The following is a 13,130-nucleotide window of genomic DNA, read 5'->3' as shown; positions in this document are numbered from 1 at the left end:
CAAAAGCAGCCGGAGGATGCACGGCCTACAGGCTGCCTTGTTGTGACCGCCAGCGGCTAAAGTTGCGGCCTACACATTATTTTGAACCGCTTTATTGGTAGCGGCGCTATTACCCGTCCCAGCCGCCGCCGATGGCGGCGTAAAGATCGACGGCTGCGCTCAGCCGGTCGAGACGGCCCTGAACGAGGCTGTCCGAGGCGTTGAAATAGGACGATTGCGCATTGAGCAGACTGGTCAGATCGTCCGCGCCGGACCGGTAACGGATTTCCGCGAGCGACAACGATTGTTGCGAGGCGTCGCGCGCGACGATGAGCAGGTCTTCTCGCTGTTCCGCCGTGGCGAGGGCGCTGAGGCTGACATCGACGTCGCGAAGCGCGTTGAGCGTCGCCTGGCGGTAGCGGGCGATTTGCTGGTCGACGCGGGCTTCGGCGGCGCTGAGCTGGCCTTCAAGCCGTCCGCCGGTGAAGATCGGCGCCGCGAGCGACGCGGCGAGAGAGCCGATGACGCTCGTTCCGCCGGTAAGGCCGGCATTGACGCCGGCGCTTAAATCAACGGACGGAAAGAAAGCGCGTTGCGCTGCGGCGACATTGGCGTCGGCGGCGCGCAATTGCGCCTCTGCGCTCAACAGATCGGGACGGCGCAGCAACAGCTCCGACGGCATGCCCGGATTAATGGCCGGCGGCGTCAAAGCAAGAATATCGCCCTCCGGCGCCGTGTAGCCTTGCGGCGTCCGGCCGAGAAGAACCGACAGCGCCGTTTCGAGACTGACGAGCTGTTGTTCGATTTGCGGCAGGCGGGCGCGCGCATTGGCGAGCGAAGCCTCCTGACTCGACAGGTCGAAACGCGACACATCGCCGGCGTCATAACGGACCTTCACAATATTGAAGATGCGTTCGGAAATCTCGAGATTGGATTGAGCGACCTCAAGCCGCTCGCGCGCCGCCAGCACGGAAAAATAGGTGAAGGCGACTTCCGATGCGATGGTGAGTTCGAGAGCGCGTTGATCGAAGGCTTGCGCATCATAACTCGCGCGCGCCGCGCGGCGGTCGGCCGCGTTCTGTCCGAAAAGATCGAGCTGATAGGAAGCGGAGCCGCGCGCCGAGGCGGACACATCGTCGAGACCGTCGCCTTCCGTATCCGATGAGGCCGAGGCGCCGGCGCTCAGTTGCGGAAATAGCGAGGCGTTCGCGATGCGCACCGAAGCGCGCGCCGAACGCAATGCGGCGAGGCCAGCGGCGATGTCCTGATTGGCGGAGAGCGCTTCATTGACGAGTGTATCGAGCGCCGGATCGTTGAACGTCTCCCACCAGAGCGCATCCGTCTTCTCTGTTTCAGCGAGAGCCCCGGCATAATTGTAAGTCGCAGGCGCAGGCGCCAGTTCGCCTACGGGTGGCGACGCAGTAGCGCAGGCGGCGAGCGAGAGAGCGGTGGTGGACAGAAGTATTTTTTTCATGACCTTACTCTGACGCCAGCGCGATGACGGGATCAAGGCGCGAGGCTTTGCGCGCCGGCATGAAGCCGAAGAGGAGTCCGATGGCGAGCGCCGAGCCGAAAGCGAGCATCGCGGGGGCCGGCGTGATCGCAATCGACATGCCTGTCGCCCCAAGCGCCAGTGAGACGCCCAGACCGATCAGAACGCCGAGAATCCCGCCCAGGGCGCCGACGACCAGCGCTTCGGTGTTGAACTGCATCATGATGTCGGAGCGGCGCGCGCCGGTCGCCATCCGAACGCCGATTTCGCGCGTGCGTTCGGTGACGCTCACCAGCATGATGTTCATGACGCCGATGCCGCCGACAATGAGAGAAATCGCCGCGACCGAACCGAGCAGAATGGAGAAAGCTTTCTGCGTCTCCTCGACGGATTCAAGGATTGAAGCCGTGTTGCGCAGCTGGAAATCCTCGACCCCGTGACGCGACAGGAGGAGGGCGTGCGCCGCCGCCTCCGTCTCGGCAATGCGTTTCGTGTCTTCGACCGCGATGGTGATCGAGGAAAGATAATTCTGACCGAAAAGCCGCATCATGCCGGTGGTGATCGGCGCCAGCGACACGTCGTCCATATCCTGGCCCCAGGCGGTGGCGCCTTTGGGCGCGAGCACGCCGGCGACTTCAAACGGGGCGCCGCCGATGAAGACATATTCTCCCACCGCCGACGCGACATTGTCGAACAGATTGTCGGCGACGGTGTAGCCGAGCACCACGACGGCCGCGCGGCGGTCCTGATCGTCCTTCGTGAAGAACGTTCCGTAGGCCATGTCCCAGTTCTGGGCGAGCGGCCAGTCCGAGGTTACGCCGTCGATGGAGGTCTGATAGTCGGCGTCGCCGACGCGCAAGGTGGCGCGGTCGGAGCGCGTCGGAACAGCGGCGATGATGTTGTCGAGTTCGGCGAGACGCTCCGCATCCTCCATGGTGAGCGTTGCGATCGCCGATCCGCGCATGCGCGTGCCCGGCGCGCCGGGGCGCACGAACAACAGGTTCGATCCCATGGTTTCGATACTGGCGACCACCTGCTTTGAGCTGCCTTCGCCAATCGCGAGCATCGCCACCACTGCCGCGACGCCGATGACGACGCCGAGCAGCGTCAGCGACGTGCGGAAAAGATTGGCGCGCAACGACCGGAAAGCCATTTTCACCGCTTCGCTCGCCTGCAGGAGGAAAGACGGCGCATCGACGGCTTTTTCAAAGACCGTTGTTTCTGAGGATTTCTCGGGTCGGCCGGTGTCTGACACGATCTTTCCGTCGGTGATCTCGACAATCCGGTGCGCGCGAGCGGCGACATTGTGGTCATGCGTAATCAGAATGATCGTGCGCCCCGAGGCGTGCAGTTCCTCCAGCAGCGACAGGAGTTCTGCGCCGGAATTGGAATCGAGCGCGCCGGTGGGCTCGTCCGCGAGAATGACTTCTGCGTCGTTCATCAGCGCGCGGGCGACGGCGACGCGCTGCTGTTGGCCGCCTGAAAGCTGGTTGGGGCGATGGTAACTGCGGTCGCCAATGCCAAGCTTGTCCAAGAGCTCTTGCGCGCGCGCGCGGCGTTCTTCGAGTTTGCCGCCGGCGTAGATCGCCGGCATTTCCACATTTTCGGCGGCGGAGGCGCTGGCGAGCAAATTGTAACGCTGAAAGACGAAGCCGAATGTGTCGCGCCGCAGGGCCGCCAGTTCGTCGGGCGCGAGCAAGGCGACATCCTTGCCGCGCACGCAATAGGAGCCGCTTGAGGGCCTGTCGAGACAGCCGAGAATATTCATCAGCGTCGATTTGCCGGAGCCTGACTGGCCGACAATGGCGACGAATTCGCCCGCTTCGATGGTGAGGCTGACGCCGTCGAGTGCGCGCACCTCGGCTTCGCCCTTGCCGTAAACGCGGCTCACATCTTTGATGTCGATGAGTGTGCTCACGGGCTTGCTCGCTTAGCGCGGCCCGCGCCGGCCCATAGCGGGCGGGCGGTTCGAGCGGTCGCCATTGCGGGCGACCGGCGGCGCCATAACCGCTTCGCCCGTAACGACCACATCGCCAGGCTCAAGGCCGAAAAGGATTTCCGCTTGCGTGCGGTTCTGCAGGCCGACCAGCACCGGACGCGGCTGCGGCGCGCCGTCAATCATGACCAGCGCCATTTTGCGCTCTGCGTCCGGGCGCGCCTCCAGAATTTTCTGCATTTCGGCGCGTATCTGTTGTCTTAGGCCATCCTCGTCACTGACGTCACTCGCGCGGGCCGCCATGAAGCCGGTTTTGTTGTCATCACGATTGCGGCGGCGTTCTCCTTCATCGCCACGGCGACGTTGACCTTCGCGCAACGCCGCGACAGGCGCAATGATCGCATTCTCCGCCTTGCCTTGGACGCAGAAAACTTGCGCCGTCATTTCCGGCTTCAGCTTTTCATCCTTGTTTTCGACATCGAGCAAAACCTTGTAGAGGACGACGTCATTCAAGACTTCGGGCTGCGGCAAAACCTGGCGCACATTCGTCGTCCATTGGCCGCCGCCGCCCAGCGTCGTGAAATAGGCTTCCTGACCCTTTTCGACGCGCAGGACGTCGGCCTCGGAAACGTCAGCTTCGACAGTCATCACCGAAAGGTCGGCGATGCGCAAAATCGTCGGCGTCGTCTGGTTGGCGTTCAGGGTCTGGCCCACGACTGCGGATTGAGACACGATGGTGCCGGACATGGGCGCATAGATTTTCGTGAATTCGAGCGTCGCCAGATCGGCTTCAAGGGTGGAGTTCTGCCGTTCTATCTGGGCCTCAAGCTGGGCGAGCCGCGCCGTCGCAATTTTCCTGTCGGCGACCGCGGCCTGGTATTCCGCCTGCGAGATGGCGTCTGCCTTATAAAGCATGTCCGCTCGGGCGGCGTTGGCTTTCGAAAGCTCCAGCGAAGCCTGCTGCTGGGCGTAGGAAGCCTCAAGCTCTTTTAACTGTGCGCGATCGGCCTCGACCTTGGCGGCGGCGAGGGTTTCGTCGATCCGGGCGAGGAGGTCGCCTTTCTCCACCACATCGCCAACTTCGAATAAGAATTCCTCGAGCTGGCCCGAAACCTGTGCGCCCACATCCACATAATTTTTCGGCTGGATCTTGCCGGAGGCGGAAATCGACACCTCGATATCGCCGCGGGTGATGTCCGCGGTCTGATAGTCCGGGGCCTTCGTGCGTCCTGCGAAGGCAAAATAGGCGCCCGCCGCCAAAACCAGCGCCGTGAGACCCAGCGTGATTGGGCCGAATTTCCAAATCTTGAGCTTTTTCATAGAGATATCCAGATGCCCCCGGCCTGGCGCGTGAAAACGGCGTGACGCATTCGATCAATAAACGTCTAACGTCGGGGATTCCGTTGTCCGGGATGGCGGCAATCTCTGGGTATTATTGTGGTGAAATCCGGGCGGTGCGCGGATTTCCGAGAGCAAAATTGAAGTGCAGTCAGCGAGCCTTTTCGCTGGAAATTTCCAACGAGTTCGCGCCCCGTAGAAAGGCTAGTTTATTTTTGGCCGGCGCAGAGGAGCGGAAGCGATATCTGAAAGACTAAGGGGCAAAACGGCGGCGGCCGCTTTGCCCCTTTTCTTTTAGCGCGAGTCTGCGCGTTAGAAGCTTACTTCCACCCGGCCATAGTAGTAGCCGCCCTGCCAATCGACGATGGAGTCGGAGCGATAAATCCGGCCGCAGCAGGTTTCGCCCAACGCCGCGTCTCCCGGCGCAGGATAATTATCGAGGATGTTGCGGGCGCCGATCGCCAGCTTGTAGTGATCCATGAAGGTATAGCTCAGCTCCAGGTCGACGAAGAATTCAGGATCGAACTCCTGAATATCTGTCACGGGCGAACCGTTGGAGTTCTCATAAGAGCCATAATAGCTGACCCGGCCCAATGCAGTAAATCCGCCGACGCTGTGGATCGCCGTGAAGATGCCGCGCCAGTTGGGTTCGCCATTGACGAAATCGAACTGGTCTTCGGCATTGAACAGGGCGTCAACATCGCCGTCGAACTCCGTCTCGTTGTAGTTTGCGGCAAGCGATACGGACGTTGTTCCCGCTCCGCCAAGATCGAAATCAGTGGTGGCGACGATATCGACGCCCTTTGTGATCGTATCGAAGGCGTTAGCGAAGTAGAAGACGCCGCCAATCGATTCGGCGCCGGCGACGCCAGCGCCCACAAGCGCAAGGTAGTTGTCATAAGCTGCGCCAGCCATTGGATCCGTTGACACGCTCTGGGTAGAGATTGCGTTCACGCGGTCTTCAAGCGCGATGCGATAAAAGTCGACCGAAAGATTAACGCCAGCGAAGCTCGCAGTGACGCCGGCGGCGATGTTCTTGGATGTTTCAGGTTTCAGCGCATCCGCGCCAAGGGCCTGAGCAACCGGGCTTGAGGCCGGAAAAAGACCTGTCGCCACGGGGAAGCCGTTGGGCAGGCGCGTGGACACGTTGGTGGTGCCTTGTTGCCCCGGTGTCGGGGCCCGGAAGCCCGTGCCGTATGAGCCGCGAACAGCGAGACCTTCAAACAGCTCATACCGCGTAGCGATTTTATAGATGAGCTGGCTGTCAAAGTCGGAGTAATTCTCGTAACGCACGGCGCCTTGCAGGAACCAGCTGTCGGTAACGTCGGCGCTAAGATCGAGATAGAACGCCTTACTGTTTCTCGTGTATTTGCCGGAAAACGCCGGCGAATAGCCCGGGAATCCGTTGGAGCCGACGCCGACGACCGTAAACACAGGGTCATCAGGATCCGTACAGTCGAGATCGGCGATTCCGGCTCCGGCGGCCGTAGGTCCGGTCATGCCGTCGCAAAGGTCGAAGGGGTCTGGCAGAGCGAATGGGCCGCTGGCATAAGACAACGGGTCGCCCTCAATGAGCTCGTAGCCTTCTTTCATATAGCTCGCGCCGAAACCGATAGTGAGCGGGCCGGCGAGGCCGATATCCACCACCTGCGCCAGATCGGCCTGGAACTGCGCTTCCTTGTTGATAAGGTCGCCCGGATAGAATTCCGTCGGCGTGTCGGGGCCGAGTGACGGGTTGACCGTATTCTCAATGAAATATTCGATTTTGTTTGAGCCGACGCGGCCGGAGACGTCGTAAGAGAATCCGCCGCCGAGATCGCCCCTAAAGCCCCCCGCCGCCGAATAGTCTATTACGTCGCCATGGAATTGCGGCGTGAAACCGCCCGGGAAAATTTCGAGGAAATTGTAGATGGACCCGTCTTCGAGGCGCAAATCCTCGATCGTACCGTTGCCTGGATAACGATAGAAGAAGTTGCCGTCCGCCGTACTGTCGGAGAAATTGCCGAATGCGTAGAATTCTACCTGCTCCGAAAATGTGTAGCCCATATTGACGAAGGAGCGGAAAGCCTCCGAGTTAGGCCGGCCCCATGGCTGGACAATATCGCCATCTGCTAGCGAAGCGGCTTCAACGCCTGCCGCAAAAGTCGGATCCATGGCCGCAACAGTGGGAACGCAGAACCAGCTCTCGCAATATTGCTCCGCGCGGACGGTCGAATCAGAATGGGAATATTCAAGCGAGATGTTGACGAAACCGTCGTCGCCAAGACCGAACCCGACATTGCCGGCGAATATATATTCAAACCCGTCGCCCTCGTAAAACTGTCCCGTTTGTGCGGTAAGCGTAAGGCCCTCCGAAGAATCCTTCAGAATGAAGTTGATGACGCCGGCGATGGCGTCAGAGCCGTATTGCGCGGCAGCCCCATCGCGCAGGACCTCAACGCTTTTTAGCGCGAGCGCAGGGATCGTCGCGACATCAGGTCCTTGCGTGCCCGAACCGCCGATGGATACGAGTGCGGCGCGGTGACGGCGTTTGGAGTTGACAAGCACCAGGGTTTTATCCGTCGGCAGGCCGCGCAGCGACGCCGGACGAATAAAGGTTGAGCCGTCGCTGATCGGCTGACGGCTCAATGTGTAGGATGGCACGAGTGTAAGGAGAACATCGTTCACATCCGTATAGGAAACGCCTTCGAGATCTCCTTCATTAAAAACGTCGATCGGAACGGCTGAATCTTGAACGGATCGCGGAAGGCCGCGAATGCCGGTCACGACAACTTCATCATCTGTTTCGTCCGTTTGCGCAAAAACCGGTAGGGAAGAGCAAAGCGCAACAGCACACGCCGACGCAAAGATATAGGCTTTGTTAGTTTTGAAAGTCTTTTTCATGCGAGCCCCCGCAGAGTTGTGATTTCACCGCGGACGTCGCCTCCCATACGAAAGAATGCAGATCGTAGCTGCAAACCGTTCGTTATTATTTGCACGCCAGAACAGCACCATCTGGATGCTTAGCGTCCAATTATGCACCTTACACTGATTATCTAATCCGCATACGGCGTTAGCAAATGTGATTACAAAATGATTTTTTGTGCAACAGTTTTTTGAAAGATTTTTGAATTTATCCTAATGGGCGACATTTGAGCCACAACTCACTGAGGCATGATAAAAATCAGCATAAGGATTATATGTATTAATTGTCGCGAGTAATCTCGCGACAATTTAGAGAATAATGTCAAATGACCGCACGGTGCGGTCATCTTCGCGCAAAATTTATTCAGCCGCCAAGGGCTTCGGGAAGCGCCGCCACATAGCGTGAAAGATCTTCTAGCCGGCCCATGGAGACGCGGGACCAAGACGGAAGCCCATCATAGGCGCCACGGATGAAAATCTGTTTCGCCTGCATTTTGTCGCGGAAGGCGTTGGCGTCGCCCTTCACATTCACAAAAGCGAAGTTTGTTTGAGAAGGAAGACAGTCGAGGCCGTTTTCGCGCGCCGCCGCCATGACCATCTCCCGGCCTTCGAGAATTTTCGCTTTGGAATCGGTCAAAAAGGCGTGGTCATCATAACTGGCGATGGCGGCGGCGAGCCCGGGACCGCTGATCCATGACATGATGTTGCTTCGAATGCGCGCGGTCAGGTCCGCGCGCGCCATCAGATAACCGACGCGCAAGCCCGCCATGCCGTAAATCTTGGAGAAGGTGCGAGACACGATTACGTTCTTTTCCTCGCGCACCAAGTCGAGCATGGATGAGGCTTCAGGATCGTCGGTCAGCTCATTGTAGGCCTCGTCGACGAGCACCGTCGCCTTGCGCTCGACGCGGCGAATGAAGGAGCGCAACGCATCCGGATCAAGCAGCATGCCCGTCGGGTTGTTGGGATTGGTGATGTGGACGAGGCTGACATCATCGTCGATGACCTTCTCCAGCGCATCGAGATCAACGCCGAGATCGCCGCCCATAGGCGCAGTGACGACTTTCGCGCCCTGCCGCTCGGCGTATCTGACGGTCGTATCCCAGAAGAGCGCCGGCGCGGCGATCTTGCCGCCATCACGGCTCCAAGACTGGGCCGCCGCGCAAAGACCTTCGCCGGACCCGGCGCTGACGCTAATGAAGTCGCGTGGGATGCGGTTTTTCTCCGCAATCATGTCGACAAGATAAAGGAGAGACCGGTCTGCGTAATAGGCGCCGTCGCGCGTCGCGGCGCAGCCGGCGGAGACAGCCTTTGGGCTGGGCCCGTAAGGGTTTTCGTTGCGGGAGAGGAGGGCGACGCCATCCGGGGGCGCGAAACCGGGAACGTGGTTTTGTTGAGCCGCTTCAGCTTTTGCGATGGCCGGCGCCAGCGCTGCAAGCGCTGTTGCGCCCACGAAATTCCGCCGTGTTGTGGACAGCAATTTTGTGTCCCTTCCCGTCATGTCGCCCGCCCTTCGTCATCGCCGGCGAATCAATGCGCTCGCCAGCATGGTCAAATCCGTTATTTCTCCAGTGAATCGTTTTCGTTCTGCGCTGATGGCGCCTGCCCGTAATAAGAGAGGCCTTCCTCCGGCGGAGCGCCGGAGAGCGCAGTATAATTTTTCTCTGAAACGGCGCTATGGAAGTGCTCAAGCGTCGCCGCTTCGGCGAGATAGGGCCCTGAGGGTTCCATCATGTGCGCATTATAGGCGTCGACGAACATCACCGCCGTGGTGAACAGAAGATAAGTGGCGAAGACCCGCTTCAGCACCGCCGGGTTCATCTTGTGAGCGACATAGGCGCCGGCTGGCGCGGTCAGCGCTGTCATCGCCGTAATCGCAACGAGGCCGATGATATTGACGTAGCCGATGGACCCCGGCGGCAGGCCCTCGACGCCCTGACCGATGATCATGAAGCCGATGGCGCCTGGGATGGCGATGATGAAGCCGAAGCCGGCGGCGGTTGCAATCGCCTGATGGATAGGCTTGCCGAACAGCGTCATGACCAGAATGGCGAAGGTGCCGCCGCCAATGCCCATGAGCGAGGCGAAGGAGCCGACAAAAGTGGCGAGTGCGGCGCGGAGCCAGCCGGTCGGCATGGTGTCTGAAACCTTGAGCGCACCGGCGCGCCCGAACATCATGTAAAGGCCCATGATGAAGACGCCGATGGCGAAAATCAGCGTCAGCGACTCGCCGTCGACCGATTTCGCCAGCGCCAGTCCCAGCAGCACGCCGAGCACGATCCAGGGCGCCCAGGTTTTCAGGACCTGGAAGTCGACGGCGCCGCGTTTTGCGTGGGCCTGAACAGACCGCAAAGACGTGACGATGATGGTGCCGAGAGAGGTGCCGATGGCGACATGCGTCGTCACCGACGGATCGCCGCCAAGCACAGTGAAGATTGCATAGAGCGCGGGAACAACGACAAAACCGCCGCCAATGCCGAAAATGCCCGCCGCGAAACCGGCGAAGAGGCCCGCCGCCAGCATAGCGGCCAAGGTCGGAAGAAATTCAGCCCATTCAATTCCAGACACAATGATCCTCTCCGAAGGGAACTCCTGTTCGTCGCGCGTAAAGCACGCGCACATTCAAACGCGCCACAAAGGGCGTGCTGACACGATGGGCGATTCCTTCCGGGGGCTCGGCGCTTTCCAGATAGTGGCCGATTAATCAAAAGGCTAACGGCATTTTTCCGAGGGTGCAATATGAAATGCGTTTTGCCGCCGCGCTTCACCTCGCCGCCGTTCACATCAGGTAAAGACGCGTACGGACGGTTTTACATTTAACAGCGACAGAAGAATGTCGATGGAAATATCTGACTCGGGCATGGACGAAAAATTCTGCTCTTGAGAATTTTATTCTAAAATCTGGTCCTATCCCCTGATACGCTCAGGGCCAGAACTGCTTTGAGGCGAGTGCCGCGCCTTCGGCGAGCGCGCCGAGCTTGGCGAAAGCGACCTCAGGATCGACGCCGCCGGACCCGGCATGGATCGAAAAGCCGCAATCGACGCCCGCCATCACATTGTCGCGCCCAACAAGATGGGCGTAGCGAGCGATTCGCTGCGCCACGAGATCGGGATGCTCAATATAGTTCGACTGGCACTCGATCACGCCGGGAATGAGGGCCTTGCCTTCGGGAAGCTTCACGCTTTCGAAAAGCTCATATTCATGGGCGTGGCGTGGGTTGGCGGCCTCGAACAGGATAGCGTGCGGTTTGGCCCGCCAGACCAGGTCGATGATGTCTTTGAACGGCACGTCGCAATGATGCGGTCCCGGATAATTGCCCCAGCACATATGCATCCGCAGCTGTTCCGCCGGGATGTTGGCGACGGCCTGATTGAGCGCTTCGATATGCAGCGCCATGCGGTCGCGGAAGCCTTTCAAATCGAGATGGGCGTATTGCGTATGCCGGCCCATGGCGAGATCGGGACAGTCGATCTGCAGCGTGATGCCTGCAGCGGCGATGGTTTCATACTCGTGGCGCAGCCCCTCGGCGACAGCGAAGAGATAGTCTTCGTGGCTGTCGTAATATTCATTGCCGAAGAACAGCGTCGTGACGCCGGGGGAGGCGGCGCTCATGAACGCTCTTGCGCCTTTGTGTTCCTTGACCGCCGCATTCAGCCGCGACGCGTCTTTCGCCGGCGCCTCCATGTCCTTTACGCTGATGGGACCGTTGCAGGCTGGCGTCTTGCGATGCTTGCGGCCGGGATCGTCGAAGATGCGCTTTTTGAGCGTCGGGAAATCCTCGATGTCCTGAAAGACGTAGGAGTTGCCCGCGCCGCCGAAACCGGCGAGCCGGTCCTTGATATAGGTCGCGTAGCTCGGTTTCGACATTTCGCCGTCATTGACGATGTCGATGCCCGCCTTCGCCTGTTTGGCGACGACACCGCGCACCGCCGCTTCGATCTCCTGTTCTACAGCGACAGGTTCAAGCGGCAAACCGTCCTCGCGGGCAAACATGATTTCGATCAGCTTTTGCGGCCGCGGCAGGCTGCCCACATGAGTGGTCAGAAATCGTCCGGCTGAAGTCATCAATCGTCTCCCTTAAGCGCGCTTCGTTCGCGATACGACATAGGACTCGTCGTTGAACCAGAGCCCGCCGTGCTTTCTCAAAACTTCCCGTGTCGCCTGAAGATAATCGACGCCGTCCGGAATCTCTTCGAGCCGGTCGTCTTCGATCTGGGCGACGTAAACCGCGTCGTTCCAGGCGGCGTAGAGCGTCGATGTGCCGATGCTCGAATCAACTTCCGTCGGCAAGGTGTGCATCTTGTACTGAAAGATTGAGCGGTCGTCGGAAAACGCGTTGAAATCGAATTCGTCGACTTCATCGCCAAGCTCATCCTTCAGGGCGCGCAGAATATCATGCCGGTCGGACTCGAAAGGATTATCGTCTGGCCAGATCTTATTGATGATCTCCATGCCCGGATCGCGCCCATAGGAATGAATGCCAAGCAGCCTGCCGCTCGGGCGCAGGGCGCGGGCCAGTGGCGCGACGACGTTTTTCGCCTTGAAGGCGGCGGGCACGCGCAGGCGATAGGGTTGCGACGCCAGAATAAGATCGAAGTCCGCTTTCGGCTGATCCCGCTTCGGGATGACGTCGTTAAGCAGGAAACGATAATCGTCCCGATAGATCACAAGAACCGCCGGATGGTCGTAAATCGGATTGCCGGTTTTGGGACTGTGCCGCGCCTGCCAATTGTCAGTCAGGAAAGTGTCGAGTTCCGCAATCTGCCTGTCGAAATCATGCGCGGTGTTTCCTTTGAGCGCGACTTCTTTCCAGACCATCGCATTTTTTGCTTCGGGTTTTTTCGGCGTGAGCCAGGGCGCCTCGGAATAGAACATATTGGTGAAGACCAGCACGGTCGCCGGGTGTTCGAACAAACGATCCGCCATTTTGCCGAGGGTCAGGCGAATGTCTTCGAGGCTGATCTCCTTGCCGGAAACGTAAAACGGCATGGTCGGGAAACGTCCGTGCATTTCGCGCAACAGCTTCGCCATCACCGTGCCGTCGCCGATGCCGCCGTCGAAAAGCCGAATGGCCGGCGGCGCCGGTTGAATGAAGGAAAGCTCCATGCCGGCGCGTTTGGCGACGATGTCCTTTTCGCTGCAGGTGTTGACGAACATCAGATATTTCTGGCGGTTGTCGAAAAACCTGAAATTCTTTTCCGATGAAATGTCGCTTGACGGTTGCGGCTTGTCGGCCGGCAGCGTGTGGAGAAGGCCGGGCTCGGGCGCGGCGGGTGCATCGCCGCCATGCTTGGCGATAAAAGTGACGACGCGCTTCCAGGTTTCGGGCCGAAGGCGTGAGCCGTCTTTCAGCCGCGAGACGAATTTGCCGTCATTGACGGCGCGCCGCCCGAAGGTCGATTCCGCCATGGAATTGCGCTGGCAGAAGGCGTGAATGCTTTCCAGCAAAGTCTGGGGGCTGTCCGAAGCTGGCTGCATGA

Annotated in this window: 8 protein-coding genes; all 8 read right to left on the bottom strand. The window is 59.6% G+C overall.

What is annotated here, in order from left to right:
* Window positions 1–109 precede the first annotated feature (109 nt).
* Complete coding sequence (locus ACQY5P_RS09120) at window positions 110–1,453, bottom strand: efflux transporter outer membrane subunit (protein ID WP_428410437.1); 1,344 nt, start codon at window positions 1,451–1,453, stop codon at window positions 110–112.
* A gap of 4 nt (window positions 1,454–1,457) precedes the next feature.
* Window positions 1,458–3,389 carry a MacB family efflux pump subunit gene (locus ACQY5P_RS09115; RefSeq protein ID WP_428410436.1) on the bottom strand — a complete coding sequence of 644 codons (1,932 nt, stop codon included), beginning with the start codon at window positions 3,387–3,389 and terminating at the stop codon, window positions 1,458–1,460.
* A 12-nt stretch (window positions 3,390–3,401) separates the two neighbouring features.
* Complete coding sequence (locus ACQY5P_RS09110) at window positions 3,402–4,727, bottom strand: efflux RND transporter periplasmic adaptor subunit (protein ID WP_428410435.1); 1,326 nt, start codon at window positions 4,725–4,727, stop codon at window positions 3,402–3,404.
* Between the two features lie 330 nt (window positions 4,728–5,057).
* Window positions 5,058–7,628, bottom strand: coding sequence for a TonB-dependent receptor plug domain-containing protein (locus ACQY5P_RS09105; protein ID WP_428410434.1), 2,571 nt, complete (start codon window positions 7,626–7,628; stop codon window positions 5,058–5,060).
* A gap of 385 nt (window positions 7,629–8,013) precedes the next feature.
* On the bottom strand, window positions 8,014–9,150 hold the full coding sequence (locus ACQY5P_RS09100; protein ID WP_428410433.1) for a pyridoxal phosphate-dependent aminotransferase: 1,137 nt from the start codon (window positions 9,148–9,150) through the stop codon (window positions 8,014–8,016).
* Between the two features lie 59 nt (window positions 9,151–9,209).
* Window positions 9,210–10,217, bottom strand: coding sequence for a sulfite exporter TauE/SafE family protein (locus ACQY5P_RS09095; RefSeq protein WP_428410432.1), 1,008 nt, complete (start codon window positions 10,215–10,217; stop codon window positions 9,210–9,212).
* Between the two features lie 355 nt (window positions 10,218–10,572).
* The gene (locus ACQY5P_RS09090; RefSeq protein WP_428410431.1) at window positions 10,573–11,715 is read right to left on the bottom strand and encodes a cobalamin-independent methionine synthase II family protein; all 1,143 of its coding nucleotides are present in this window, start codon (window positions 11,713–11,715) and stop codon (window positions 10,573–10,575) included.
* A gap of 12 nt (window positions 11,716–11,727) precedes the next feature.
* Window positions 11,728–13,128, bottom strand: a complete 1,401-nt coding sequence (locus ACQY5P_RS09085; protein ID WP_428410430.1) for a hypothetical protein — start codon at window positions 13,126–13,128, stop codon at window positions 11,728–11,730.
* Window positions 13,129–13,130 lie beyond the last annotated feature (2 nt).

The organism is Hyphococcus sp., assembly GCF_965267305.1.
Lineage (GTDB): Bacteria > Pseudomonadota > Alphaproteobacteria > Caulobacterales > Parvularculaceae > Hyphococcus.
Note: the sequence above shows the minus strand (reverse complement) of the source record. Positions and strands in the feature narration are given on the sequence as shown.